Origin of the sequence: Brevundimonas halotolerans, from assembly GCF_003730275.1 — a bacterium.
Taxonomy (GTDB): domain Bacteria; phylum Pseudomonadota; class Alphaproteobacteria; order Caulobacterales; family Caulobacteraceae; genus Brevundimonas; species Brevundimonas halotolerans.
Window position 1 is genome coordinate 207,742 of sequence record NZ_QTTA01000016.1, and the last position, 25,167, is coordinate 232,908.

Consider the following 25,167-nt stretch of genomic DNA (forward strand, 5'->3'; position numbering starts at 1 on the left):
ACCGGCCCCGATTCTGATCGGACGCTCCGGCCTGCCCTGACAAGGGTAATCAGCGGGGCAGATGCCCTAGCTGCGGAACAGCGACAAGATGACCTGCGGCGCCTGGTTGGCGATCGACAGGGCTTGGGCTCCCAGCTGCTGCTGGACCTGAAGGGCCTGAAGCCGGGCGCTCTCCTTGGCCAGATCGGCATCGACCAGATTGCCGACACCCGACTCCAGCGTATCGACCAACTTGGTTACGAAGGTGTTGTGCGCCTCGATCTGCTTGGCCTGCGCCCCGATCTCACCCAGCGCCGAGTTCAGCGCGGTGATCGAGCTGTCCAGAGCCGTCAGGGCGTTGGTCGCCCCGGTCAGGGTCAGCAGCGAATCCGACAGCGACAGACTGATGATCGAGCCGCTCAGGCTCAGATCCTTGCTGGACAGGGTGATCGATGAGCTGGCGTCGGCATTGGCCAGGAATTTGATGCCGTTGGACAGGCTGCCGTTCAGGATGTTGCCGCCATCGAAGCTGGCGTTCTGAACCGAGGACTGAAGCGCGCGCAGCAGGGCCTTGAAGTCGGCATCCAGAAGCTTGCGGGACTGGGTGCCCAGCGACTCATCCTTGGCCGCGACGACCTTTTCCTTGAGCTGGTTCAGCAGGTCGGAAACGGACTCACCGGCCGACAGGGCGACATCCGCGATCGAGGTCGCGCGATCCAGGCTCTGCTTGACGGCCGAGAGGGCGCCGATGTCGGCGCGCTGCCCCTGGGCGATGGCCCAGATGGCGGCATTGTCCTTGGCGCCCTGAACCTTCAGCCCGGTGCTGATCCGGCCCTGGACATCGCTCAACCGATTGTTGGTCGTGGTCAGGTTCTGCAGGGCGATTGCCGCTGACGTATTGGTGTGGACGCTGTTCGTCATCCGAATCGGGCCTCTCGCTGATATGACGACAGGCTAGGGATGATTTCATTTGCACATGGTTAACGCGCGATAACCACGACGTTTAACCACGCTGGGCACCCCCTGCGTGGCCTGAGAACTGAAATGCTGACCCCTCAGGCGGTGGTGTCGATCACCGCGCCGGCCGCATAGCCGTTCTGGTCCTTCAACCGGATTACCTCTTCCCGGGGCAGCTGGCGCACCACTTCACCGGTCTCACGGTCGAGCACCTTGTAGATAAAGACGCCTTTGCGGGCGCCTTGCTCGATAACCAGTTTGTAGCGGGCCGCCCTGTCTGCCTCTTGAGAGGCGCGGGACTGGTTGAAATCACCCCCGGCGGCAGAACCCGCGGGGGCAACGGTCGCGTTGATGGGCCTTATCTTCGCATGTGTATCCATGTCTCCCTGCGTCGGGATTGAGCCGACGTCTCCGGTTCAAGGCTCGGACGACGGGGCGGGGACGCGAACGCCCCCGCCCCTGAGATCGCTCCTTAGCGGAACAGTCCGAGCAGGATGGAGGTCGAGGAGTTGGCGATCGACAGAGCCTGCACACCCAGCTGTTGCTTGGTTTGCAGCGCTTGCAGTCGGGCGCTTTCCTTGGCCAGATCGGCATCGACCAGGTTGCCCACGCCGGTTTCCAGGCTGTCCTGCAGCTTGCTCACGAACTTCAGGTGAGTGCTGAGGGAGTTGGAACCCGTGCCCAGACGCGCGAGAGCGCCGGAGACATTGTCGATCGAGGTGTTGATCACACCCAGAGCCGTGGCTGCGAGGGTCGAGGTGCCGATGGTTGCCGTGGCGGACAGGGTCACATTGGCGCCACCCAGGGACAGGTTTTCATCCTGCACCGTGATGGTCGACCCGGTCGCATTCGACAGAGCCTTGAAGCCCGCCGTCATCGAGTTGTCCAGCAGGTTGACGCCGTTGAACTTGGCATTCGAGACGACGGTCGTGATCTGGTCACGGATCGACTTGAAGTCTTCGTTCAGGGCGCTGCGGGCGGAGGTCGTCAGCGAGGTGTCGCTGGCCGCCAGAGCCTTTTCCTTCAGCTGGATCAGTAGCTCGGAGACCGACTCGCCGGCGGCAATGCCGACGTCAACGGCGGATTGGCCGCGTTGCAGGCTGTCCTTGACGGCGTTCAGGGCACCGATTTCCGAACGCTGGCCCTGGGCGATGGCCCAGATGGCGCCGTTGTCCTTGGCGTTCGACACCTTCTTGCCGGTGTTGATGCGCGACTGGACCACACCGAGTTCGGCATTGGTGGATTGCAGGTTCTGCAGGGCGATCATGGCGCCCGTGTTCGTGTTGACGCTGTTCAGCGGCATACCGATATTCCTTGTTTCAAGGTGTCCGACGCCATTTTGGCTGCCGGGAGCATTTTGCTCGGTTCACTGACAAGCAAGACCAGCGCCACCGCCGCCTTTCGGGGCCAAATCCCAAGTCATTGTATTATATACGTTAGGTTGCCTTAACCACGCCTCTGACCCGGCAGTTTCTGCCGGGCTCGACCAAAAAACGGCAGAAACTGCCGGGCTCACGGCAATTTTTGCCGGTTCGAGCCTTCGGCCACGGCCTGTGCCGCCCGTTCGGCCATCAGGGTCGCGACCGCCAGTCGACGCGCCGCATCACAGGCCACCAGAGCCTCACCGCGCGCCATATAGGCCGTCTCCAGATCCGCGAGCGTGGGCGATGGTCCCAGCGTGACGAGGCGGCAGGGCCGCGTCGCCTCGACCGGCAGGGTCAGGCGTACCGGCTCCGGCACAGAGGGCGGGCGCGTGCCGGCACAGCTCGCGGTCATGGTCATCAAGACGGCGCACCCGATCGGGCGCCAGGGGAACGTCGGCATCATCGGCCTCTCTTGCTTGCTGGATGGCCGTGGCGGTCACGCGCCCGACCTCGATTTCGGTTTGACGGACAGTTTCGGTCTCGCGGCTGACCATGCGGTCGCCGTCCCGCTCGGCCCGACGGGCATGGGCGTCAGCCTCAGCTGCGACCGCCCGGGACCGGGCCGCCTCCAGCCTGCGCCCCTGCAGATCGAACGGGTCCCAGCGCAGGCCCAGCCCACGCCCCGCTGCCAGCACCAGCCCGACAGCGACCAGGCCGACGATGACCCAGCTCCACGACCGCAGCGCCCTCATGCTGGATAGACCTTCCGGTCCAGCTCGAAATGCGGACCGTCGCGCAGGCGCGGCCAGTCTCCACCCCAGACGATCTTCACGCCGCGCTCGCGCGCGGCCTGTTTGAAGGCGGCGGCAATCCGGGGATACAGCGGCCAGTCCCACCGCACCTGTCCATCAATGACCGCCGCGACGTCCACCGCGTGCCCGGTCAGATGGCGCGAGTTGAGCGTCCGGCTGGCCCCGGCCTTGACCAGTGCCGCCTGTCGCGCCGGGGACCGCAGGCCCTCGGTCACCATGAAGTCGACAGGCGACAGCGCCAGGGCCGCCCCGGCCACGGCAACCAGATCGGGGTGAACCCCCGCCAGCGCGCGGCGCGAGCGGGCGGAAAAGCGAAAGCTCATGGCCGACCTCCCGCCCCGATCCGGAATCGCACGCTCAGCGCCACCAGCTGCTGGGCGGTCGGCGCCACCAGATACAGCAGGGTGATCAGGGCGATCAGCATCAACAGCCGTTCGACAATGTCGGGCAGGGCCTCAACCGGCGCCCGCTCGACCGCCCGGTGCACCAGCGCCCACAGCGCCAGACTGGTCAGAAAGACGAACAGCCGCCGCCACAGCCAACGTCCTTCGGCCAGCGATGCGTCCTGTGTGTTCAGGGTCGGGGTATCGTTCAAAGCTCGTCCTCCCTTTCTCTACGCTCCGGGCCACCCAACTCGCCGGCGATCTCGTCCAGACAGTCTTCCAGTGTCAGGTGGGCCGGGGCCTCCCACATCTCGGCATCCAGCAGGGGCAGGCCCCGATCCTGCGGTGCCCGGGTGTTCACGCGCCGGGTCATCCGACCGCCACCAGAACGATCAGGCCATCCGCCCCCGCCCCGCCCGTGCCGCCCGCCGTCACACCAGCGCCACCGCCTCCCCCGCCTGCGCCATAAAGACCGCCTGCACCGCCCGCATGGCCGACAGTCAGCGAGGCGTCGCCCCCGCCCCCACCGCCGCCACCTGGACCGTAAACCGGCTCGCTGACCGATGTGCCTGAACTGCCGGGAGCGTCACTTCCGCCCGCACCGCCCTCGGCCGGGCGCAGCAGGGCTGATCCCGCGTCTCCGTCGTCGGCCGCCGAGATGACATCGGCTGCGCTCAAGGCGCCTCCCGCGCCCCCGGAACCGCCCGAGACGCCGAACCAGAGACCGCCACCTGTCGCCCCGGCTTCGCCTCCCGCGCTCCCGGGCGCTCCGCCCTGACCGCCCCCGGCGGCGAGCAATTGCACCCCGTCTGACAGGATGCGGGAGAGTCCGCCGTCCATACCGGCGGCACCCCCGACCCCCACCGTCAGGTACAGCGCACCCGGCAGGCTGTCGGTGGCCCAGACCGTGTGGCTCACGCCCCCGCCGCCGCCGCCACCACCGCCCGGTCGCTCGGTCCCGCTCGCCCCCCAGCCACCGGCACCTCCGCCACCGCCGGCCGCCACGACCGTCGCCTCGATCCAGCGCGCCCACTCCGGCGGGGACCAGCTGGCATCCTCGGTGACCACCGTCGCCTCGCGTCGGGTCGCGCCTCGCGGAAAACTGACCCGGCCCGTCCCCGGATCGACCTTCATCGCCTCGGTCCAGGCCGAGCCGTCGGCGCTGACCTTCAGGCCAAAGGCATCCTCGCCGATCAGGCCCAGCTCGGCCCGCCCCGACCAACCGCTCTGCAGGATCAGCGACAGCACCTCGGCCGGACCGGCCTTGTTCAGCACCAGCCTCAGGTCACCCGTGCCACCGTCGCCGGTCTCGCGAGCCGTCCACAGCGCCGAGTTCAGCTTTGCCAGAAAGGGATTGGCCGCATCCGCTGTGGCACCGATGCCCAGCCGCTCAAGGTTCTGAAGTTCGCCGAGAAAGGCCGCGAGCGGCGTCCAGTCCGCCGCGTGCCGGACCACGATCTCGCCCGTATCGACGATCACGGCGATCAGCCCGGCTGGAGCGGTCACCCGGATCCAGCCGTCGCCTTCCCTCCGCATCAGACTGCCCGCTGGATGCAGCGACCACGCCGCCCCCTCGGCCCCGTCCGGCAGGATGTAGAGGGCGCCATCCGCGGGCTCGGTCGGCTGGGTCACCAGACTGCGGCTCGTGACGCAGCACTGCACCAGACCATCCAGCCGGGTCAGCGCCTCGTTCAGGGTCACATGTTTCTGCATCTGCCCGGCCGCCAGATAGGGCAGGCCCAGCCGTGCGCTCGTATCGCTCATCACCAATCTCCCGAAAAATCCTCGGAAGCAGTGTGATCAACCTGGCGACCCGGTCGGGAAGATCGCTGCGCCAAAAGACGAGCGCGTTGTTTTGGTGAAATGTCTGGAGCGCAGCACGCACATTCAACCGTCCCGGGGCAGCGGGGAGGCATTGGAAGGGACGGGCGCCTCCCCGCTGGACGACAGTCAAACAAAGGAGGCCATGCCCGTCTGTCGTCACCCACAGCTACGGCGATCCGCCGCGGACGGATGCGATCTACAGCGGCTGGAACTCGCCTTCGGCAACCACCGGGCCATCGGGACGATCCGGATTGGGCGTATGACCCGGCTCTTCCATGGACACGGCGACCGCAATGGCCTCTGTGGCCTGACCCACGATCACGCCCTCGAGATTGTGCCGCGAGGTGTCATGACCGTCGATGGCGCCGACCAGTTGCACGCCGCCCTCGTTCGGCAGGACCAGCCACAGGTGCGGGATCCGCGTGTCGCCTTCCATCTCGCGCGTCGGGGCCAGATACAGCTCACCCGTGGCGCTGTCATAAGCCAGGGTCAGGGCGGTGACGCCGTTGTCCAGCTTGAGCGTTGCGACCCGCGTAATCGACCCGGCGACCGGCGTGGTGGCCGGATCGGGCGCAGGCGCAGGCGTGGCGATCATGATGGCGACGGCCGCCAGACTGGCGGCCAGCAGGCCTGTCGAGCCGATGGCCCAGCGGCGCCAGAAGGTGACAGCATTGTCGTTCGCCGCCCCGCCCGTCGCCGCGAGGATGCGCGGCCACAGGCTTGCCGACGGTTGCACCGGGGCAATACCGTCCGCCATATGGCTCAGCTGGTCATTCCAGCGGTCTACTTCGGCCCCAAATACGGGGTCCCGCGCAGCCTCGGCGCGCGCTGCGGCCTCCTCCGCCGGGCTCAGAACCCGCAGGGCATATTCGCCGGCCCGCGCGATGCGATCGTCGTCGTTCGAAGCGGTCATTGTTCCAGACAGCTCCTCAGTTTCAGCAGCCCCCTGCGAATCCAGCTTTTCATCGTGCCGAGCGGCGTCTCTTCGCGCTGGGCCAGAACCTCATAGGTGACGCCCTCGAAAAAGGCGGTGCGGATAACGCGGCTGACCTTTTCGTCGAGTTCATCGAGGCATACGCCCAGACGCCCGGCGTCATCCGCCAGTTCGATGTGGTCCAGGGCCGAGGGCGCGCCATCGGCCAGGTCATAGGCCGCATCCACCGGCACGCTGTTGCGCGCGATGGCCCCCGAGCGCAGCCGGTCGATCGACCGGTTCCGTGCGATCGTCACCAGCCACGTGATGGGACTGGCGCGGCCGGGGTCAAAACTGGCGGCCTTGTTCCACACGGTCAGATAAATCTCCTGCATCACGTCCTCGGCCAACTGCCGGTCAGACAAGATACGCAGGCATACGCCCATCAGCTTCGCAGAGGTCGCTTCATACACACGGCGAAACGCCGCACGGTCCCCCTGACCGGTCTGTCCGAGCGCTTCGGACAGGGCATCACGATCGAATACAGCGGTCATTCGGTCTCCTGCCGACCCCAAGGGCGCCAATAGGCGGAGGGGAGCCTGCTTCGTCAATCCCTTCGGGCGGCAAAGCCGGTCTCAGTCGCCCAGATAAACGACCCGCTTCAGCTTGCGGTCCTGCTTCATTTCCTCGCGGTGGGTGTCAAAGACCCCCTGATCCCTGGCCTCGCGTTCCGACATCTCGACCCAGTGAGTCGATTCAATGTGCTTTTGCAGAGCTTTGGCCGCCAGCAGGTGACCCGGGAACAGGGCGTCGATGGCATCGCCCGCAATCGGCACGGTCCCGGTCACCGTATCGACGGTCAGATAGCCCAGCATGCGGGCAAGGGTCCCGGGCCCTGCCTTGACCCGCAGGCCCAGGATGATCAGCCAACCGCCCGCCCCGACGGTGTAGATGGTGCCCAGACCCGGGATCCATGTCAGAAGCGCGTCCAGCCCCAGACCGAACGGTCCGATACCGATCACCCGGTCGGAAATCTTCTTGATGCGCTCAACACTGAGCCAGACGTTCTCGACGTCAGCGACCGATTTGACCATGGTGCCCTCCTGCCCCGCTCCCCCAACGCACCACGGAGACCGACGTTCATCATGATGGCAAGACTCAAGGCCATATTTCTTTCGGTGTGGCCGGTTCTGGTCTGCCTTGCCCTGATCGGGCCGTGGTTGATCCCGGCGCTGGCGCATTTCAGCGGCAACGGACACCGCTGGGTCGACATCATCGCCCAGTTCACGGCCCCCGCCATGGTGGGGTGTGTCGCCGCTGTCGTTCTGGTGGCCTTCCTCAAGCGCCCGCCGCTCATGCTGGTGGCCCTCGCAGGGCTGTTGATCTGCGTCGCTGCCGTCCTGCCCCAGGCCGAACCGCGCCACGGCCAGCCTGACCGGGCTGCCCCCGTCCTCACCGTTTACTCGGCCAATCTGAATGCGGACAACAGCGACGTGGAGGCGATAGCCGCCAGCGTGCGACAGGCCCGGGCCGACATCGTCATCCTGATCGAGGTCAGCCCCGCCGCCTTCGCGGCCCGTGACCTCATCCTCGCGGACCACCCCCACCAAAGGGCTTCGGAGACTGTGGTCCCCCCGGGCGCGCGGGGCAGCGTCATCATCGCCTCGCGCTATCCCCTGTCGCCCGTCCAAATGCCTCGCGACCAGCTTTCGGCCCTGCACGCACGGGCCGAAACCCCGCTGGGGCCGCTGCATCTGGTGGGCGTGCACCTGACCCGGCCCTGGCCGTTCCAGTATCAATGGGGACAGATAATTCAGGCCGAACTACTTGCGGATCGCCTCGAGGGTGTGACCGACTCCATTCTTGTCGCGGGGGACTTCAACACCGTCTCCAGCGCCCGCATCGGTCGCCAGATCAAGGCGCAGACCGGCCTGACACCCGCCGGCGCCTGGCCCGGCACCTGGCCGACGGAACTGCCCTCGTGGCTGGGGATCGGAATCGATCACCAGTGGCGATCCGACGATCTGGTCTTCCTGTCACGTCGCATTGGCAAGCGGATGGGCTCGGATCACTACCCCGTCGTCACCCGCATCACCCGGGCCCGCCCTCAGCCCTCCCGCTGATCCCGCAGGGCCTTCAGCCGCTCGACATGGCCCGTTTCCGGGAAGTCCTCGGCGACCCAGTCGGCCTCGAACGCCTTCAGCAGGGCGCCGGTTTCGGGACCCGGCGCCACGCCCAGCGCCGCGACCTCGCGCCCCCCCACGGGCAGGCGCGGCACCGACCATGTCTGGACCAGATCGACCAGCGCGTCATAGCGGCCTCTCTGCTCCGGCTTTCGCGAGAGTGCCTGAACCAGCCGATCGCCCGCCGCCTGCCGCCCCTCCCCATAGACCAGCGCCCGTACCTGCCGGTCCGCCAAGGTCTCCAGATCCAGCTTTGGCCCGATCAGGCCCTGCAGCCGCGCCATCTCGCGATTGGACAGGCGCAGGCCTCTCGCCGCGGCGTCCAGCGCCTCTGCCGAAGCCGGCAGCAGGGACGACAGGCGCAGCAAGGGATCGCCGGTCACCGCCGCCATGGCCCGGAACGCCTCCAGCGTCCTGGCCTCGAGCAACAGGTGCGCGAGGATGCCTGTATGCGCCATCACCTCGACCGTCGGCACGGGGTCGGATGCTGCCAGTAGTTTCAGCAACTCCTTCGACACCCGCTCGGCCGACAGTTCGCTCAGCCCACCCGCCTCTTCGACACAGGCCGCCAGACCGGCCGCATCCGGATCACCAGCGCCATACCAGGCATGAAACCGGAAAAAGCGCAGAATCCGCAGCCGATCCTCGCGGATCCGGCGTCCGGCATCCCCGACAAAGGCCACGCGCCGGGCGGCTATGTCGGCCAGCCCCCGTCCGGTCGGATCGAACACCCGTCCTTCGCCATCGGCATAGAGGGCGTTGATGTGGAAATCCCGGCGCCCGGCATCCTCGGCCCAGTCTGGGATGAAGGCGACCGTGGCCCGCCGTCCGTCGGTCGTCACATCGCGCCGCAGGGTGGTGATCTCGAACGGCTGGCTGTCGGCCACAGCCGTCACCGTGCCGTGGTCCAGCCCCGTCGGCACCGCCTTCAGTCCCGCAGCCTTCAGCGCCGCCATCACCGCCTCGGGCTGCAGCCGCGTGGCGATGTCCACATCATCGACCGGTCGCCCCATCAGGCTGTTCCGAACACAGCCGCCGACGAAGCGCGCCACATCGGGCCCGCCTTCAGCTTCCAGCGCGGCTATGACCTTGCGGGTGGCTGCCGCCGTCAGCCAGGGCGCATCAGCCAGCGAGGGGGCACTCATGCCGCCGCCTCGTCTTTCCCGCCATCCAGCCGGTCGTGCAGGGCCCTCAGAATGCCCGCCGTCACGCCCCAGATGTAGCGTTCGCCATAGGGCATGGCCCAGAAATAGCGGCGCGGCTGTCCCTCCAGCTCATAGTGATCCTGCCGGTGATTGGCGGAGTCCATCAGGAAGGCCCACGGCACTTCGAACACCTCGGCCACCTCCTCAGGATTTGGCTCGGTCCGGGGCGCGGCCGTCACCCAGGCGACCACCGGCGTGACCAGAAACCCCGTCCCGGTTTCATAGCGGTCGGCCAGCCCCAGAACCTCGATACCCTCTAACGACAGTGCGACTTCCTCGCGCGCCTCGCGGAGCGCCGCCTCGACCACCGTCTCGCCGGGGTCCAGCCGACCGCCGGGAAAGGCGATCTGGCCGGTATGGCTGGCCAGACTGTCCGACCGCCGGGTCATCAGTACGCGCGGCTCCTCCCCCTCTGCGATGATCAGGATCAGCACCGCCGCCGGGCGCAGCTGTCGTGCCGGGCGCTCGGCCCCCGGGTTGAGATCAAAGTCGGACCGCGCAGCCACCTCGGCACCGGCCCCTCCCGCGGGGTCCAGCGCCTTCACCAGACGGGCCTTCAATCTCGCCGCGTCCGTCATTCCACCCCCGCCCCGACGGGTCCCAGCGCAAACACCGCCTCGCCGGACCGCACCGACAGCCGCCCCTCGACCGGGCGGGCGCGCTCGACCAGCTCATAGAACAGCGACCGGCTGATCCGCGCCCACAGGTCCGCCCGCACATGCAGGCGCGGCGCGGGCTCCTCGGTCGCCGGATCGGTCTCGACCACAATCGGATGCTCCGCCCCGGCGATCACCGTGTCGCCCTGATCGGTGTCGAACACCAGATGCCCCTCGACGTCCTTCAGCGTGATCGCCCGGAACGGCAGGTCCTCGACCGTGATCTTCAGCTTTTCGACCGGCGTGACCAGATGATAGCCGTCCGGGTCCTTCCTCAGCACCGTCGAGAACAGCCGCGTCAGTTCGGGCCGGCCGATGGGCGTGCCCTCATGCATCCAGATGCCATCGGCCTGGATGACAATGTCGATGTCACCGCAATGCTCGGGATGCCACAGATGCACCGGCGGCAGGCCACGACCGCCCTGTTCCTTGGCCAGCTGAGCCAGCGCGTCCAGACCCTTTGTCTTCTTGTCTGTCATCCCCCAGACTTAGGACCTGCGACGCCGGTCGCAAAGTCGCTTCAGCCGATCGTCACCGAACCGGCGACTGTCTCGGCCATCACCGGCAACCACAACAGCCGCGCCGGATCGACCGGTCCGGGCATGGTCACCCCCCCGGTCCGGGCAAAGCCGAACCGCCCGAAATAGGGCGCATCCCCGACCAGCAATATGCCCGCTGACCCGCCGGCCCGGGCCTGATCGATGCAGGCCTGCACCAGCGCCGCGCCCAGCCCCTCGCTGCGCTCTGACCGCTGAACGGCGATGGGCCCCAGAAACAGACAGGGCGTCTCCCCTACCCGGATCCGCCACAGCCGCACACTGCCGACCACCCGCCCGTCCAGACAGGCGACGAAGCCGGCTTCGATCCCGGCGCCTTCGCGCAGACGCTCGGCTGTCTTGGCGAACCGTCCGGGGCCAAAGGCCTCCAGCACGATCCGGTCGATGATCCCGGCATCTCCGGCCTGCTCGGCGCGCACGACCGCAGCCCCCGAAAGGGGCGCGTCATCCGGGATCAGGGTGCGGGGCTCGGCCATAGGCGCGCGCTGCTACAGGGCACAGGCCACGGACGCAATCGCCGATTTATGTCAGCCGAAATTCGGGGCGCGCTTTTGCGTAAAGGCCATGAAGGCCTCCATGGCCTCGGGGCTTTTCATCTGGCTGCCAAAGGCCTCGCCCTCGCGCTGCATCAGCGACCACATATCCTCCGCATCGCGCATCAGGGCCTTTGTCTTGCGGATCGAATTGGGCGCCCGCGTCGCCAGCTGGCGAGCCAGATCCCGCGCCGTCTCGTCCACGGCATCGGCAGCAACGGCACGGTTGGCCAGCCCCCAGGCCAGGGCCGTGCGTCCATCGACCGGCTGGCCCAGCGCGAACATCTCGAAGGCCCTCTGGTGACCGATCACACGGGGCAGCAGCAGGCTGGACGCCGCCTCGGGCGCCAGCGCCAGATTGATGAAGGGCACCGACAGCAGGGCATCCTCGGCCACCACCACCATGTCACAGTGCAGCAGCAGGGTGGTGCCGATGCCGACCGCCCGGCCCTTGACCGCCGCGACCAGCGGCTTGTCCAGATCGGCCAGCGCCTTCAGGAAGCGGAACACCGCCATGTCCGACGGCGAAGACGCCTGCGAGCCCAGGGCGATGAAGTCGGCAATGTCATTGCCCGCCGAAAAGCTGTCGCCCTCGGCCCGGATCAACATCACCCGGACTGCGTCGTCAGTGCGGCAGCGCTCGGTCGCCGCGGCCAGCGCCTCATACATGGCCTGGGTGATCGCGTTCTTCTTTTCCGGACGGTTCAGCGTGACCGTCAGGACACCGTCGGACAGGTCTGTTTGGATGCTCTCGGACACGACGCTTATTCTCCGTTGTCGTCATTCGTTTCTGAAACCGGGGTGCCCATGGCCTGCCACCAGTCGACGCCGTCGGCATCGCGCTGGCGGGTCGTCCGGCCCTGGCGCTCCAGATAGTTCAGATGCGCCACGGCCTCGCCGGTCGCCATTCCGCGCAGGCCGTCGCCCACGGGACGGGCAAACAGGCTGGCAAAGGTGTCGACCGCCCGCATCGGGGTCTCGAGCCGGCGCTCCAGCCGCGCCAGCGCCTGACCATGACCTCGCTTGAGGGCCGCCAGCCGCGTCTGCACGCCTCGGAACGGTTCGCCATGTGACGGCAGCACCAGCAGATCCTCGGGCAGCAGCTCCGCCAGCCGGTCAAGCGAGGCCATCCAGTCGCCCAGCGGGTCCGACAGGGGCTCGGTCGGCCACACCGACACGTTCGAGGAAATCTTCGGCAGGATCTGGTCACCGCCGAGAAAAACACCGTCCGACCTGCGCCATAGACAGACATGCTCCGGGCTGTGGCCCTGACCGACAACCACCTCCCAGTCATCCCCGCCAATGGACAGCACATCGCCCTCGGTCAGGCGGTGATAGGCGTCGGGCATGGGGCTGACCACCCGCCCGAACGAGCCATAGTCCCGGCCCCATCCGGCCAGTTGCTCCTCGGTCCAGCCCGCCGCGCGATAGAAGGTCCGCCCCGATTCCGGCGCCGGTCGGCCGGTGTCCGCGACCAGCATTCGTGCCGTCACATACTCCAGCCGCGACATCAGCAGGGGGACCTGAAACCGCTCGCACAGCCAGCCGGCCATGCCGATGTGGTCCGGGTGCATGTGGGTGCAGATCACGCGCTTGATCGGTCGGCCCCGCAGCGCCCCGGTCAGCAGACCGTCCCAGATCTCGACCGAAGCGGGGGTGAACAGGCCGGTGTCGACCAGCGTCCAGCCGTCTCCGTCCTCGAGGGCGTAGAGATTGATGTGGTTGAGCGCCATCGGCAGCGGCAGGCGGAACCACACCACGCCTGGAGCGACCTCGATCCCCTCGCCCGCCTCCGGCACACGCGCAAACGGATAGGTCAGGCCCCGAGCCCCGTCAGCCCGGGCTGCGTCCCCTTCCGCATCGTCGCGTCTCACGCCGTCGGCCAAGTGCGTCTCCAATCGAAACCTTCGATAGACCATTTTCCGCGCACGCGTCCACCGGCAGCGGACTGCCCTGATCCTGCCTTGACCCTGTCACATCTGCACGCCAAGGATTGCCCAAGTTCAAGTTGTTTCAGGAGCCTCCTCCGTGTCCCACGCCAAAATCGCCACCCTCGCGGGGTCGGCCCTCGCCCTCGCCTTTCTGACCGCCACCCCGGCCCTGGCCCAGGACAATCGCGGCAATGACCGCAGCGAGGAGTCCTCCGAGGCCTCCGGCCAGGTCACGGGTGAGGTCGTCCTGCCGGGTCGCATCGGCGGCGGGCGTCAGGACCGTGAGCAGCAGCGTCAGCGCGGTCGCCAGCCCGCGCCGCCTTCCGCCGAGGAAGTTCAGGCCGCTGCCAGCGCCGTCGCGGCTGTTGCCGTGCCGACCTGTCAGGTGACCGAATCCTCGCTGCTCGGCATGCGCGAGGGCGGAGCCAAGCTGTACGAAGTGGCGTGCGCCACCGGTCCCGGCTATATCCTTGAGGCCGTCGAGGGCGCCCCGACCGCCGCCGACTGCGTGCTGCAGTCCAGCCTCGCCTGGCAGCTGCGTCGGGAGAATCCCGAGGCCGAGGTCGGCCTGCAGTGTGCCCTGCCCGGCAACCAGAACCGCGTCGAAGTGATCAGCGGCTATGCCCAGCAGGCCGGTGTGTCGTGCAATGCCGACGAAGCCATCGCCTGGAACACCCGCGTCTATGAACTGGGCTGCGCCGGCACCGACGGCTACCGTCTGGAGAAATCCGAAGCGGGTGCCTGGAGCGCCACGCCCTGCTGGCGCTACGCCCTGATCTCGACCGGCACCTGCCAGCTGACCACGGCTGAGGAGACCCGCACCGAATGGCCGAAACTGGTCGCCAATACCGAGATCGCCGCCTGTAACGTCGAGGACGTATCCTGGATGGGGGACAACCCCCAGCGCGGCGCCTTCTATGAGCTGAAATGCTCCACGGGCGAGGGCGTCATCGTCCGCTTCCACGAAGGCGCGACCCAACAGGTCTATTCCTGCGTCGACGCCGTGCAGATCTTCAGCAAGCCCTGCGAGCTGACGGCTGCCCCCGCCTCGACCGAGCCGGAGGCCTCCCCGGCCGAGTAATCGTCCGGTCCTTTCCGATCCCGGCCCGGGGTGCCTTGCGGCGCACCGGGCCGCTTCGTTTGTGGCCCTCGCCTCGCGTGGAAAATCGCTTTAGCGTCGTGCCATGCGCATCGCCACCTGGAACATCAATTCCGTCAACGCCCGCTTGGAAACCGTGCTCGCCTGGCTGGGCGAGCATCAGCCCGACGTCGCCTGCTTCCAGGAGATCAAATGCGTCGACGAGAAATTCCCGCGCGAGCCGTTCGAGTCGCTCGGCTACAATGTCGAGACCCACGGCCAGAAGAGCTACAACGGCGTCGCCCTGCTCTCGAAACTGCCGATCTCGGATGTCCGCAAGGGCCTGCCGGGCGATCCGTCCGACGAACAGGCCCGCTATATCGAGGCGGTGATCGAGGCGCCTCGCCCCGTCCGCGTCGGCGGCCTGTACCTGCCCAACGGCAATCCACTCGGCACCGAGAAGTTCGCCTACAAGCTCGGCTGGTTCGACCGCCTGAACGCCCATGCGCGCGACCTGCTGGCGCTGGAAGAAGCCTTCGTCCTGTGCGGCGACTACAATGTCATCCCGACACCCGACGACGCCCGGGACCCGTCGGCCTGGGTTGATGACGCCCTGTTCCAGCCGGAGAGCCGCGCCGCCTTCCGCGCCCTGTGCAACCTCGGCCTTTCCGACAGCCACGCACTGGGTCACGAGCCCGCCGGCACCTATACCTTCTGGGACTATCAAGCCGGGGCCTGGCAGCGCGACCACGGCATCCGCATCGATTTTCACCTGCTGTCGCCCCAGGCCGCCGACCGCTTTGGCGGCATCCAGACCCATCGTCAGGCGCGCGAGATGGACAAGCCCAGCGATCACGTTCCCGTGGTCGTGACGCTGGAGGACTGAGGGTGAGCGAGGCCGTGCGGTTCCTGCTGCTGGTCGCCCTCGCCGCTGCGGCCCTCACCACCCTCATGCTGGCGCTTGCCTGGTGGATGGAGAGCGAACGCCGCCTCCGGCGCACCATGCTCAAGACGCTGGGCGTCGCCCCGGAGGTCGAGGCCTTCTCCCCCGCCGAGGGCAAGGCTGCCGGCCTCGACTTCGACGAGGGCCAGATCGCCGTCCTCTGGGCCCGGGGCGGCCATGGTCTGGTCTATGGCTTTGAGGAGATCGAGGGGGCCGAGATCATCGTTGACGGCCACGTGGTCGCCCGCGTGCGGCGGGGCGAACCCCGCAAGGCCCTCGACATCCTCGCGCCCGAGGCCGAACTGGTGGTGCTGCGCCTGATGTTCATGGACGCCCGCTATCCAGAGTTCGAGCTGAACCTGTGGAATGCCACGGCCCCCACGCTCGAAGGCTCTCCGTCCGAGGCGCTGCGTCTGGGGCGCCGCTGGCTGTCGCATCTGGACGCCCTGCTGCGCGCGTGACGCCTCGGGCCTGAACCGCGCCTTTGGGCTTTGCGTTCCGTCCCTGCGGGTCTAGAAGCCCGCCCATTCCTGTTTCGCCTTTCTCCGGGGAGTGCCCGCCGTGGCCCGCCTGTTTGACGCCTATCTGATCGCCGACTGGACCGCCGCCGAGACGCGCAAGCTGGGCGACCAGTCCCTGTGGGTCGGCGTAGCCAAGCGCGACGTGCGTTTCCGCCTCTATACCGAGACCCACAATGTCGCCTCGCGGGCCGAGGGTGAGGCCCTGATCGCCTCCCTGCTGGCTGACCACAGGAAGCGCGGCGACCGGGTGCTGGTCGGCTTCGACTTCAACCTCGGCTATCCGGCGGGCACCGGCCAGCGTCTGGGTCTTAAGGACACCAGCTGGCGCGGTCTGTGGGATTTCATTGCCTCGAACGTCGTCGACAAGGCCGACAACACCAACAACCGCTATCAGGTCGCAGCCAAGATGAACCGGCTGATGACCGATCAGGCCTGGCCGTTCTGGGGCGCGCCCGCCAAACAGACCCAGCGCTGGCTGACCGCGACCAAGCCGCCGGAGGGCGCCGGCGCCGACATCCCCGAGTTCCGGGCCACCGAACGCGCCGCCCGCGAAGGCCGCCTTCAGCCGAAAAGCGTATGGCAGATGCATGGCGCCGGCGCCGTCGGGGGCCAGACGCTGGTCGGCATCGCTGCCGTCAATCGCCTGCTGAAAAAGCTCGACCCGTCGGCCGCCGTCTGGCCGTTCGGCACCGGCTGGCGTGCGCTGGACCCCTCTGACATCGAGCCCCTGTCGGCCCTCGTCGTCGAGGTCTGGCCGTCGCTGTTCAACGCCCAGCCGAAAGAAGGCGAGTTCAAGGATCAGGCCCAGGTCCGCGTCACTGCCGAGACTTTCGCCAATATGGACGAGCGTGGCGAACTCGCCGCGGCCTTTGCCCCGCCCAAGGGCGCCTCCGACGACCTGATTCGTCAGGTCGAGACCGAGGAAGGCTGGGTCCTCGGCGTGACCCGCTTGCCGCCGGCCTAGGCGTCGCGCTCGCCGACGAAATCCTGCGCGAACTCGGGGGCGTCCTCGGGGTCCAGCAGGTCCAGCTCGTCGTCACCGTCCGAGGCCCGGCCCGGGTCCGGCACCTCGAAGCCGCTGGGCATGGACATGTCCAGCAGGCCCGCCGCCTTCATCTCCTGCACGCCCGGCATGTCGCTCAGGCTGGCGAGTCCGAAATGCTCGAGGAACCGGTCCGCGGTGCCATAGGTCACCGGGCGCCCCGGCGTCCGCCGCCGCCCGCGCAGCCGCACGAACCCCATCTCCAGCAGCTGGTCCAGCGTACCCTTCGACAGCGACACACCCCGCACGCTCTCGATCTCGGCCCGGGTGACCGGCTGGTGATAGGCGACGATGGCCAGAGTCTCCAGCGCGGCCTTTGACAGGCGGCGCGGCTCCTCGCGCTCCTCGGTCATCAGGAAGCCGAGGTCCGGCGCCGTGCGGAAGCTCCACCGGTCGGCGACCACCTGCAGGGTCACCCCCCGGTCGCGGTAGCGCTCGACCAGTCGCGACAATGCCCGCCCCACATCGGCATCTTCCGGCAGGCGCCGCGCGATGTCCGCCGCTGATAGCGGCCCCGCCGCCGCGAACAGCAGGGCCTCGACCCGCCGTTCGATCTCGGTGTCGTCGGGGCGGAAGGCCAGTCCCGCCTTGGACCCTGTCGGCTCATCGCTCATGGCGTCAGCTCCAGCGGCTGGCCGTGCGCGCGCCGCCGCAAATAGACATCGGCAAAGGCCTCGGCCTGGGTCACGTCCAGCGCCCCTTCCTTGACCAGTTCCAGACTGGCTGACAGGGTCGAGGCGACATAGCTGGCCGGGCTGGGGCCCTCGCGCTCGCCCGTCTCACTGACCGCCTCGGCCCGCGGCGCGATCTCGTCCAGCGCTGTCCACGCGTCCATCCCGGGCAGGCGATCGCGCAGCCAGTCGCGCGCCGCCTCCAGCGGAAAGGCCTCGACCCGCAGGCCGGGATTATAGGCCCGCCGCTCGGCCCGCCGCCGCTGGTTCACATAGGCCGTCATCAGCTCATACAGGCTGGCATCAATCTGGTCAGACGGCACGATCACCGTCGCCTCGGGGTCGCCCCGGGTGAACACGTCGCGCTTCAGAATCGGCTGGCGCATCAGGGCCTCGCCCGCCGTGCGCATCGCCTCCAGCTTGCGCAGCCGAAACGCCAGTGCCGCCGCCATCTCCTCGGCCGGAATCTCGGCATCGGGCGCCGCTTCCGTGCGGGGCAACAGCAGGCGCGACTTCAGATAGGCCAGCCACGACGCCATCACGAGATAGTCCGCCGCCAGCGCAAAATTCCGCCGCCGCGCCTCATGCACAAAGGCCAGATACTGTTCCGCCAGCCGCGTGATCGACAGGGTCAGCAGATCGACCTTCTGGTTCCGCGCCAGCGCCAGAAGCACATGCAGCGGCCCCTCATAGCCGTCCAGATCGACGACGAATGCCTCCTCCGGCTCGACCGCCTCGACCGCCTCGACCGCGGCAAAGTTCAGATTGGGCTGAAAGGCGCGGCTCACCCCTGCGCCTCCCCGACATCCGGTCCGGCCTTCGCCTCCAGATACGGCGTCATCAGCCGGTCAAACCGCGCGCGGGCTTCCACCACATCAAGCGGCTCGGCCAGACGCACCCGCCGCGCCATCGCCGCCTCGGCGCGCTTGCGCCGCTTGCCCTTCAGCGCCTTCGATCCGGCCAGCACGGCCTGCATCTCGGCCATGTCGCCATTGCAGTGCAGGACCACGTCGCAGCCCGCCTTCAGCGCCCGCTTGGCTCGCTGTTCCAGATCGCCCTTCAGCGCCTTCATCGACAGGTCGTCCGAGACGATCAGTCCCTGATAGCCCAGCTCGTCGCGAACCATGTCCAGCACAATGCGCGAGGTCGTGGCGGGCTCTTCGGGGTCCAGCGCCGTGTAAACGACGTGAGCCGTCATCGCGATCGGCATATCCGAAAGCGCCTTGAACGGCATGAAGTCCCAGGCCTCCAGATGGGCCCGGTCGGCATTGACCACCGGCAGGTCGTGGTGGCTGTCGGCCAGCGCCCGCCCGTGCCCGGGAATATGCTTGATCACCGGCAGAACCCCGCCCGCCATCAGCCCCTCGGCCGCCGCCCGGCCCAGCACGGCGACCTGTTCCGGATCGGCCGCATAGGCCCGGTCGCCGATGATGTCGTGCGCCCCCGGTATCGGCACATCCAGCACCGGCAGGCAGTCGACGTCGATCCCCACGGCGTGCAGGTCGTGCGCCATCAGTCGCGCTCCCAGCCTCGCCGTCTCGCGCGCGCCCGCCAGATCGTTGCTGGACTTCAGATAGGCCGCGCCCGGCGGATAGCGGGTCCAGTGCGGCGGGATCATCCGCTGCACCCGCCCGCCTTCCTGATCGATCAGCACCGGCGCCTCGTGCTCGACACAGGCCCTGAGCGACGCCACCAGCTCAGCCAGTTGCGCCGGGTCCTCGACGTTTCGCCGGAACAGGATGAAGCCGAACGGCTGCGCTTCGGCAAAGAAGTCTGCCTCCGCCTGCGTCAACCGGGGGCCGGAACAGCCCAGGATGATGGCCCGCGTCACGTCAGGTCAGCGCACGATACAGTCGCCGCCCGAGGCCTTGATGGCGTCGCACAGCCCCTGGGCCTGCTCGCGGCTCAGGCCCGAGACCATGGTCCGGTACAGGGTCGATCCGCTGGACGAGGTCACCTCCTGCACCCGCTTGACCGCACCCTGGGTGTACTGGCTGTAGCGTCCGACCACCCGGCTGTATTCGCTGTCGGCCAGACCTGGCGTCGAAAAGGCCCCGATCTGCACTGCCGAATTGCCGCCTGCCGCGACCGTCGGGCGTTCGGCAGGCCTTGTCGGAGCGGGTGCGGGAGTTGTCGCTTCCGCTGGCCGCGCATTGGGCTGGATCGCCTCGGGCGGCGGCACATAGGTCGGCGCGGTGACGATCGGCGCGGCCTCGTCATAGACGTCGATTCCCGCCGCCGGATCGATCGGCTGGGCATCCTCGGCCGCCTCGACCTTCAGCTCACCCACAGGCGTGCCGATGGCCGGCGGCGCATCCTCGGACCCACGGGCCCCGGCCCGGTAATAGATGACCACCACGACGATCAGCAGCAGCAGAACGGCGGCACTGATGATCAGGGTGACCGGCGGGCCGCCGACGCCACTGCGGCGGGCGTCATACCCACCCCCGCCCCGGCGGAACGGCAATTCCTCGTCGGTCGGCGGCGTATAGGCACCCCGGTCACGACCGGCGCCCGGATCCTGGCGATAGGGGTCTTCGTGCGACATGGAGGGCCTCAATGCATGTGCGTCCGCGAATCGCGCGGCTGAGCGCCTATCCTAGCGCTCCCGGTGTCTGCATTCGAATCACAGATCCAGCGCCAGATCGAGTGTAAACAGCTTTCTGTGTTCCTCGATCGCATAACGGTCGGTCATCCCGGCGATATAGTCACAAACGGCCCGGGCCCGGCGGGCCGGATCGCCGCTTGAGGCCCGCTCCGCCCATTCGGGGGGCAGGATGTCCGGTTCGGCCAGGAACAGCTGGAACATTTCCGACAGGATGCGCCGCGCCTGGCTGCGAGTGCGGTTGACCCGATAGTGGCGATACATGCGCGTGAACAGGAACCGCCGCAGCGCCCCCAGGTCGGCCAGCATGTCGGGCGAAAAGGCGACCAGCATCCGCTTCGCCGTCCGCACATCCTCGACCGTTTCGATCCCGTCCGCCTTCAGGCGGCGCCCGGTCTCGGCCAACACGTCCTCGATCATGGCGCCGATCATGCGCCGCACGGCTTCCAGCCGGATCATCCGGGCATCCAGATCAGGCCAGTCGTCGCGCGTCCCCTTCAGGATCGGCCCGATCAGCGGCACCTCCATCAGGTCCTCCAGGGTGAACAGGCCCGCCTGCACCCCGTCGTCCACATCGTGATTGTTGTAGGCAATGTCGTCGGCAATGGCCGCGACCTGCGCCTCCAGCGAGGCGAAACTGTCCAGCCTCAGGTCCCAGTCCTTCGAGAACTCCGCCACCGGCTTCCACGAGGGGCGATCCAGCATGCCGTCGACCGGGCCATTGTGCTTGATGACGGCTTCCAGCGTCTCCCAGCTCAGATTCAGGCCGAGAAAGTCCGGATAGCGTTCCTCCAGCCGGGTGATCACGCGAAACGTCTGGACGTTGTGATCAAACCCGCCCCACGGCGCCATACAGGCCTGCAGTTCGTCCTCGCCCGCATGGCCGAACGGCGGATGGCCCAGGTCATGGGCCAGCGCCACGGCCTCGGCCAGATCGGTATCCAGCCGCAGCGCATGCGCCAGCGACCGGGCGATCTGGGCCACTTCCAGACTGTGGGTCAGGCGGGTGCGATAGTGGTCGCCCTCATGCGCCACAAACACCTGGGTCTTTTCCTTCAGCCGGCGAAAGGCCGTCGAATGGATGATGCGGTCGCGGTCGCGGGCAAAGGCCGTGCGCGTCCGGCTGGCGGGCTCGGGCACACGCCGTCCCAGCGTGTTTGCAGCATCCAGGGCATAGGGGGAGAGGCGACGATCGGTCAGCGGAGTTGATCCCGATGGGGTGACAGGCATTGCGGTAGCCCGTGGCGGCCTCATATAGGGCGGTATGACCGAACGATCCACAGACTTCCGGGTCGAGACCACCGGCGACGCCGGCGCCCGCGCTGCGGCCCATGGTCTGACGCTGTCCGCGTCTGCTGCGGCCCGTCTGCGCCACCTGTCCGAGGCAAGGGGCACCCCGCTGATGCTGCGGGTCGCGGTCGATGGCGGCGGGTGTTCGGGCTTTCAGTACCGGTTCGATCTGGTCGGGTCCGCCGATGATGAAGACATCCGCATCCGCAACGACGACCACACCGCCCTTGTCGATCCCGTCTCCCTGCCCTTCCTCAGCGGCTCGGTGATCGATTTCGTCGACGACCTCGCCGGCGCCCAGTTCGTCATCCGCAACCCCAACGCCGCCTCAAGCTGCGGCTGCGGCGTCAGCTTTTCCATTTAAGCCTCTGATCCTCCCCCGGTAACCGGGGGAGGATCCACCCCTTGCATTTAGGGGATTTCCTAATTAGGCATATCCTGTGAACACCCTGTTCAAGGCCCTGTCGCATCCCGTGCGGCGTCGGATCATCGAGATGCTGAGGAAAGGTCCCATGGCGTCCGGCGACATTGCCGCGGCCTTCGACATGACCTGGCCGACCGTCACCGGTCACCTCAACGCCCTCAAGGAGGCCGGACTGGTCAGCCCCGAGCGCGACGGCACCACCATCCGCTACCGCCTCGACATTTCCGCTGTGGAGGAGGCGCTGGCCTTCCTCCTGTCGATCACCGGGGCCCGCAGCCCGTCCGATGGAGACAAGGACCGTGACTGATACCCGCCCATCCGCCCCCGCCTCGGCCATCGACGTGGCCACTCTCGGCATTTCGGCCATCCTGCTGGGCCTCGGGCTATGGATCTTCTTCGCCGGCCCCACCGGCCTGATGCCCATTCATTTCAACGTCCATGGCGACGCTGACGATTGGGCCGGGCGCGAGACCGTCGGCGCATTGATCCTGGCGCTCGGCCTCGCCACCCTCGCCCTCAGCGGCGGCCTTGGTCACTTTGCCCGCAAGGCCGCAGAGCCGGCCCGCAGCCGGGCCCTGCGTTTTGCCCAGCTTGTGACGCTCATCTCTCTTACCGGCGCCACCCTGTTCGCCGCCGCCCTCAGCCTGTCGGGCGCCACCTCCATCGGCACCCTCGCGCCCATGCTGGCCATCAGCGTCCTGATGATGGCGACCGGAGCCTTCCTCGGCCGGGTCGGGCCCAACCCCATTGTCGGGGTGCGCACCCCCTGGGCCTTCAAGAGCAAGCTGGCGTGGGAACGGTCCAACCGCCTCGCCGGACGCCTGTTGTTCCTGATCGGCCTGTTCGGTCTGGTCAGCGCGCCCTTCATGCCCCAGCCGTTCGGCGTCATCGCCGTGGTCGTCGCCGTGCTGGTCGCCGTTGTCCTCGCGGCGGTCGAAAGCTGGCGCGTCTGGCGCAACGACCCCGACCGCCAACCCTTCTGATCCTGTTCCTTCAAGACGGAGACACCCCATGCTGTCCGCCCTGATCGCCGCCGCCGCCCTGACCCTGACCGCCCAGGATCCCGGCACAGCCGTGACCCACCAGACCGACATCGGCTCCCTGCACGGAACCTGGCTGGCTCCGGCCGAAGCACCCCGCGCGGTCGGCGTCATCATCGCCGGTTCGGGCCCCACCGACCGCGACGGCAACAGCGCCCAGGGCATCCGGTCGTCCACCTATCGCCTGCTGGCCGAGGGACTGGCCGATCAGGGCATCGCCACCGTCCGCTACGACAAGCGCGGCGTCGGTGAGAGCCTGTTCACCGGCATGGCCGAACAGGATCTGCGTTTCTCCCACCTCGTCGATGACGCCATCGGTTGGGCCGAGCAGGCTGCAGAACAGGCCAGCCTGCCCTGCGCCTGGCTGATCGGCCACAGCGAAGGGGCGCTGGTGGCGCTTGCCGCCACCGAACGCGACACCTCGGCCATCTGCGGTCTGGTGCTGGTCGCGGGCGCCGGTCGCCCGGCCCGCATCGTTCTGGAGGAACAGCTGGGCCCGCAACTGCCCGAACCGATGCGGACCCAGGCCTTCACCGCGCTGGCCGAGCTCGAGGCCGGGCGCGAGGTCGAATCTGTCCCGGGCCTCGAGGCCCTGTTCCGGCCTTCGGTCCAGCCCTATCTGATCTCGTGGCTGGCGCTCGATCCCCGCGAACTGGTCGCCGCGTATGACGGCCCCGTGCTGATTGCCCAGGGCACCACCGACATCCAGGTCACGACGGCCGATTCCGATGCGATGAAGGCCGCGCAGCCCGACGCCACCCTCGTCGTCTGGGAGGGCGTCAATCACGTGCTCAAGGTCGCCCCCGCCGAGCGCGCCGCCAACATCCGCGCCTATGCCGACCCGGACCTGCCACTGGCCGCCCCGGTCGTACCCGACATCGCCGGCTTCATCCTCGCGCCGCGCTAGGCGCCAGCGTTTCCTGGAAGCGCACCGGGCGGCCGTGGGCGCTGTCCTGCAGTTCGCCGTCGCGCATCACCACCCGGCCGCGCACGATCGTCGCCATCGGCAGGCCCTGCACCTCCATGCCGTCGAACGGGGTCCAGCCCGACCGCGTGGCCATGTCGGCGTGCTTCAGCACGGTCTTCGCCTTCAGATCGACCAGCGTCAGGTCGGCGTCATAGCCCTCGGCCATCCGCCCCTTGCCGGCGATGTTGAAGATGCGCTGTGCCCCGGCCGAGGTCAGGTCGATGAACCGCTCCAGCGTCATCCGCCCCTTCGCCACATGATCCAGCATGACCGGCACCAGCGTCTGCACCCCCGGCATGCCCGACGGCGACGCCGGATAAGGCCGGGCCTTTTCCTCCAGCGTGTGCGGCGCGTGGTCCGAACCCAGCACATCCACCACCCCCTGGGCGATGCCCCGCCACAGCCCTTCGATATGCGGCCGGTTGCGGATCGGCGGGTTCATCTGGGCCAGTGCCTTGAGCCGCTCGTAAGCCTCGTCGCCGTCCAGAGTCAGATGCTGGGGCGTGACCTCGACGGTGGCCACATCCTTCGCCCCCGCCAGGAATTCGATCTCCTCGGCGGTGGTTACGTGCAGCACATGGATACGCGCCCCGCATTCCCGCGCCAGCCCGACCAGACGCCGGGTGCTGCGGATCGCGCTTTCGACGTCACGCACCTCCGGGTGGCTGGTCCAGTCCCCGGTCCGCGCCAGACTGCGCCGCTCGGCCAGCCGATATTCGTCCTCGGAATGAAAGGTCGCCCGGCGGTTCACCCGCTTCAGGATGTCGCGCACCCCGTCATCGTCGGCGACCAGCAGGTTCCCGGTCGAGGCCCCCATGAACACCTTGACCCCGCAGCACCCCGGCAGCCGCTCCAGCTCATCCAGCCAGGCCGCATTCTCGTGGGTGCCGCCGATGTAAAAGGCGTGGTCCGTCCACATCCGGTCCCTGGCCCGGGCCAGCTTGTCGGCCATGGCATCGGCATCGGTGGTCGTTGGATCCGTGTTCGGCATTTCGAAGACGGCGGTCACCCCGCCCAGCGCCGCCGCGCGGCTGCCGGTCTCGAGATCTTCCTTCCACTCCAGACCCGGCTCGCGGAAATGCACCTGGGTATCGATCACCCCCGGCAGGACGGTCAGGCCGGCGGCATCCACCACCTCTCCGGCCGAGGCCTGGGACAGGTCTCCGACGAAGGCGATCCTGCCGTCGCGCACCCCGACATCGGCAGGCCCCCGTCCGGCGTGATTGGCGACCTCGCCGCCCCGCACGATCAGGTCATAGCTGTTGCCCATGGCGATACTCCTGCCGGTC

33 protein-coding genes are annotated in these 25,167 nt (G+C 68.0%); 9 read left to right on the forward strand and 24 right to left on the reverse strand.

Annotated elements, in window-relative coordinates:
* Positions 1-66 precede the first annotated feature (66 nt).
* The 12 genes from EG854_RS07095 to EG854_RS07145 all read right to left on the reverse strand — a co-directional run bounded on the left by EG854_RS07095 (position 67) and on the right by EG854_RS07145 (position 7,326).
* Entirely contained in the window at positions 67-900 is an 834-nt protein-coding gene (locus EG854_RS07095) for a flagellin (protein ID WP_123287257.1), read from the reverse strand.
* Positions 901-1,034: 134 nt separating this feature from the next.
* Positions 1,035-1,316, reverse strand: a complete 282-nt coding sequence (locus EG854_RS07100; RefSeq protein WP_123287258.1) for a flagellar protein FlaG — start codon at positions 1,314-1,316, stop codon at positions 1,035-1,037.
* Positions 1,317-1,408: 92 nt separating this feature from the next.
* On the reverse strand, positions 1,409-2,239 hold the full coding sequence (locus EG854_RS07105; RefSeq protein WP_123287260.1) for a flagellin: 831 nt from the start codon (positions 2,237-2,239) through the stop codon (positions 1,409-1,411).
* Positions 2,240-2,448: 209 nt separating this feature from the next.
* Positions 2,449-2,571: a hypothetical protein gene (locus tag EG854_RS13370; protein WP_260155146.1), complete on the reverse strand. Its 123-nt coding sequence runs from the start codon at positions 2,569-2,571 to the stop codon at positions 2,449-2,451.
* Entirely contained in the window at positions 2,558-3,052 is a 495-nt protein-coding gene (locus EG854_RS07115) for a hypothetical protein (protein WP_183211068.1), read from the reverse strand. Before EG854_RS07115 ends, EG854_RS13370 begins: the two co-directional genes overlap by 14 nt.
* Positions 3,049-3,435, reverse strand: coding sequence for a M15 family metallopeptidase (locus tag EG854_RS07120; protein ID WP_123287262.1), 387 nt, complete (start codon positions 3,433-3,435; stop codon positions 3,049-3,051). The genes EG854_RS07115 and EG854_RS07120 overlap by 4 nt, the downstream gene beginning before the upstream one ends.
* Positions 3,432-3,707 carry a hypothetical protein gene (locus tag EG854_RS07125; RefSeq protein WP_241153160.1) on the reverse strand — a complete coding sequence of 92 codons (276 nt, stop codon included), beginning with the start codon at positions 3,705-3,707 and terminating at the stop codon, positions 3,432-3,434. The genes EG854_RS07120 and EG854_RS07125 overlap by 4 nt, the downstream gene beginning before the upstream one ends.
* Positions 3,704-3,868, reverse strand: a complete 165-nt coding sequence (locus tag EG854_RS13125) for a hypothetical protein (protein ID WP_164461923.1) — start codon at positions 3,866-3,868, stop codon at positions 3,704-3,706. Before EG854_RS13125 ends, EG854_RS07125 begins: the two co-directional genes overlap by 4 nt.
* Positions 3,865-5,259 (reverse strand): DUF2793 domain-containing protein, encoded by a 1,395-nt coding sequence (locus tag EG854_RS13375; protein WP_221403304.1) that lies wholly within the window; start codon positions 5,257-5,259, stop codon positions 3,865-3,867. The genes EG854_RS13125 and EG854_RS13375 overlap by 4 nt, the downstream gene beginning before the upstream one ends.
* Before the next feature lie 256 nt (positions 5,260-5,515).
* Positions 5,516-6,232, reverse strand: a complete 717-nt coding sequence (locus tag EG854_RS07135) for an anti-sigma factor domain-containing protein (protein ID WP_123287264.1) — start codon at positions 6,230-6,232, stop codon at positions 5,516-5,518.
* Complete coding sequence (locus EG854_RS07140; RefSeq protein WP_123287266.1) at positions 6,229-6,786, reverse strand: sigma-70 family RNA polymerase sigma factor; 558 nt, start codon at positions 6,784-6,786, stop codon at positions 6,229-6,231. Before EG854_RS07140 ends, EG854_RS07135 begins: the two co-directional genes overlap by 4 nt.
* Before the next feature lie 81 nt (positions 6,787-6,867).
* A complete protein-coding gene (locus tag EG854_RS07145; protein WP_123287268.1) occupies positions 6,868-7,326 on the reverse strand; it encodes a DUF4112 domain-containing protein in 459 nt (152 codons plus the stop codon).
* A gap of 51 nt (positions 7,327-7,377) precedes the next feature.
* Here EG854_RS07145 and EG854_RS07150 point away from each other — a divergent pair, with 51 nt between their 5' ends.
* A complete protein-coding gene (locus tag EG854_RS07150; RefSeq protein ID WP_241153161.1) occupies positions 7,378-8,355 on the forward strand; it encodes an endonuclease/exonuclease/phosphatase family protein in 978 nt (325 codons plus the stop codon).
* On the opposite strand, the gene EG854_RS07155 is transcribed toward EG854_RS07150, so the two are convergent.
* From EG854_RS07155 to EG854_RS07180, 6 genes are read right to left on the reverse strand one after another with little or no spacing between them, the layout of a single operon-like run.
* On the reverse strand, positions 8,340-9,560 hold the full coding sequence (locus EG854_RS07155; RefSeq protein WP_123287270.1) for a CCA tRNA nucleotidyltransferase: 1,221 nt from the start codon (positions 9,558-9,560) through the stop codon (positions 8,340-8,342). The two genes, EG854_RS07150 and EG854_RS07155, sit on opposite strands and share 16 nt — an antisense overlap.
* Positions 9,557-10,180: a CoA pyrophosphatase gene (locus EG854_RS07160; RefSeq protein ID WP_241153162.1), complete on the reverse strand. Its 624-nt coding sequence runs from the start codon at positions 10,178-10,180 to the stop codon at positions 9,557-9,559. Before EG854_RS07160 ends, EG854_RS07155 begins: the two co-directional genes overlap by 4 nt.
* A gap of 14 nt (positions 10,181-10,194) precedes the next feature.
* Positions 10,195-10,755, reverse strand: a complete 561-nt coding sequence (locus EG854_RS07165; RefSeq protein WP_123287274.1) for a DUF1285 domain-containing protein — start codon at positions 10,753-10,755, stop codon at positions 10,195-10,197.
* A 41-nt stretch (positions 10,756-10,796) separates the two neighbouring features.
* On the reverse strand, positions 10,797-11,309 hold the full coding sequence (locus EG854_RS07170; protein WP_123287276.1) for a GNAT family N-acetyltransferase: 513 nt from the start codon (positions 11,307-11,309) through the stop codon (positions 10,797-10,799).
* Positions 11,310-11,360: 51 nt separating this feature from the next.
* Positions 11,361-12,125: an enoyl-CoA hydratase gene (locus tag EG854_RS07175; RefSeq protein WP_123287278.1), complete on the reverse strand. Its 765-nt coding sequence runs from the start codon at positions 12,123-12,125 to the stop codon at positions 11,361-11,363.
* Positions 12,126-12,130: 5 nt separating this feature from the next.
* The gene (locus EG854_RS07180; RefSeq protein WP_241153163.1) at positions 12,131-13,252 is read right to left on the reverse strand and encodes an MBL fold metallo-hydrolase; all 1,122 of its coding nucleotides are present in this window, start codon (positions 13,250-13,252) and stop codon (positions 12,131-12,133) included.
* Positions 13,253-13,394: 142 nt separating this feature from the next.
* Between EG854_RS07180 and EG854_RS07185 the strand changes: the two genes are divergently transcribed.
* From EG854_RS07185 to EG854_RS07200, 4 genes are all read left to right on the forward strand, one after another.
* Positions 13,395-14,378: a hypothetical protein gene (locus EG854_RS07185; RefSeq protein WP_123287282.1), complete on the forward strand. Its 984-nt coding sequence runs from the start codon at positions 13,395-13,397 to the stop codon at positions 14,376-14,378.
* A gap of 103 nt (positions 14,379-14,481) precedes the next feature.
* A complete protein-coding gene (gene xth / locus EG854_RS07190; RefSeq protein ID WP_123287284.1) occupies positions 14,482-15,261 on the forward strand; it encodes an exodeoxyribonuclease III in 780 nt (259 codons plus the stop codon).
* A gap of 2 nt (positions 15,262-15,263) precedes the next feature.
* Complete coding sequence (locus EG854_RS07195) at positions 15,264-15,779, forward strand: hypothetical protein (protein WP_123287286.1); 516 nt, start codon at positions 15,264-15,266, stop codon at positions 15,777-15,779.
* A 100-nt stretch (positions 15,780-15,879) separates the two neighbouring features.
* Positions 15,880-16,803: a cobalamin biosynthesis protein CbiG gene (locus EG854_RS07200; RefSeq protein WP_123287467.1), complete on the forward strand. Its 924-nt coding sequence runs from the start codon at positions 15,880-15,882 to the stop codon at positions 16,801-16,803.
* Here the strand turns inward: EG854_RS07200 and scpB are convergent.
* The 5 genes from scpB to EG854_RS07225 all read right to left on the reverse strand — a co-directional run bounded on the left by scpB (position 16,800) and on the right by EG854_RS07225 (position 21,387).
* Entirely contained in the window at positions 16,800-17,495 is a 696-nt protein-coding gene (gene scpB, locus EG854_RS07205; RefSeq protein ID WP_123287288.1) for an SMC-Scp complex subunit ScpB, read from the reverse strand. The genes EG854_RS07200 and scpB overlap by 4 nt on opposite strands.
* Positions 17,492-18,340: a segregation and condensation protein A gene (locus EG854_RS07210; RefSeq protein ID WP_123287289.1), complete on the reverse strand. Its 849-nt coding sequence runs from the start codon at positions 18,338-18,340 to the stop codon at positions 17,492-17,494. The genes scpB and EG854_RS07210 overlap by 4 nt, the downstream gene beginning before the upstream one ends.
* Positions 18,337-19,383 carry a beta-N-acetylhexosaminidase gene (gene nagZ / locus EG854_RS07215; RefSeq protein WP_123287291.1) on the reverse strand — a complete coding sequence of 349 codons (1,047 nt, stop codon included), beginning with the start codon at positions 19,381-19,383 and terminating at the stop codon, positions 18,337-18,339. The genes EG854_RS07210 and nagZ overlap by 4 nt, the downstream gene beginning before the upstream one ends.
* A 6-nt stretch (positions 19,384-19,389) precedes the next feature.
* A complete protein-coding gene (locus tag EG854_RS07220) occupies positions 19,390-20,100 on the reverse strand; it encodes an SPOR domain-containing protein (RefSeq protein ID WP_123287293.1) in 711 nt (236 codons plus the stop codon).
* A gap of 78 nt (positions 20,101-20,178) precedes the next feature.
* Positions 20,179-21,387, reverse strand: a complete 1,209-nt coding sequence (locus EG854_RS07225) for a deoxyguanosinetriphosphate triphosphohydrolase (protein ID WP_123287295.1) — start codon at positions 21,385-21,387, stop codon at positions 20,179-20,181.
* 34 nt (positions 21,388-21,421) lie between these two features.
* Between EG854_RS07225 and erpA the strand changes: the two genes are divergently transcribed.
* From erpA to EG854_RS07245, 4 genes are all read left to right on the forward strand, one after another.
* Positions 21,422-21,811: an iron-sulfur cluster insertion protein ErpA gene (gene erpA / locus EG854_RS07230; RefSeq protein ID WP_123287297.1), complete on the forward strand. Its 390-nt coding sequence runs from the start codon at positions 21,422-21,424 to the stop codon at positions 21,809-21,811.
* Between the two features lie 76 nt (positions 21,812-21,887).
* Positions 21,888-22,178 (forward strand): metalloregulator ArsR/SmtB family transcription factor, encoded by a 291-nt coding sequence (locus EG854_RS07235; protein ID WP_123287299.1) that lies wholly within the window; start codon positions 21,888-21,890, stop codon positions 22,176-22,178.
* Positions 22,171-22,854 carry an SdpI family protein gene (locus EG854_RS07240; RefSeq protein ID WP_164461925.1) on the forward strand — a complete coding sequence of 228 codons (684 nt, stop codon included), beginning with the start codon at positions 22,171-22,173 and terminating at the stop codon, positions 22,852-22,854. The genes EG854_RS07235 and EG854_RS07240 overlap by 8 nt, the downstream gene beginning before the upstream one ends.
* Before the next feature lie 28 nt (positions 22,855-22,882).
* Positions 22,883-23,818 carry an alpha/beta hydrolase gene (locus EG854_RS07245; protein ID WP_123287303.1) on the forward strand — a complete coding sequence of 312 codons (936 nt, stop codon included), beginning with the start codon at positions 22,883-22,885 and terminating at the stop codon, positions 23,816-23,818.
* Here EG854_RS07245 and EG854_RS07250 read toward each other — a convergent pair.
* Positions 23,799-25,148 (reverse strand): dihydroorotase, encoded by a 1,350-nt coding sequence (locus tag EG854_RS07250; protein WP_123287305.1) that lies wholly within the window; start codon positions 25,146-25,148, stop codon positions 23,799-23,801. The two genes, EG854_RS07245 and EG854_RS07250, sit on opposite strands and share 20 nt — an antisense overlap.
* Between the last annotated feature and the right edge of the window lie 19 nt (positions 25,149-25,167).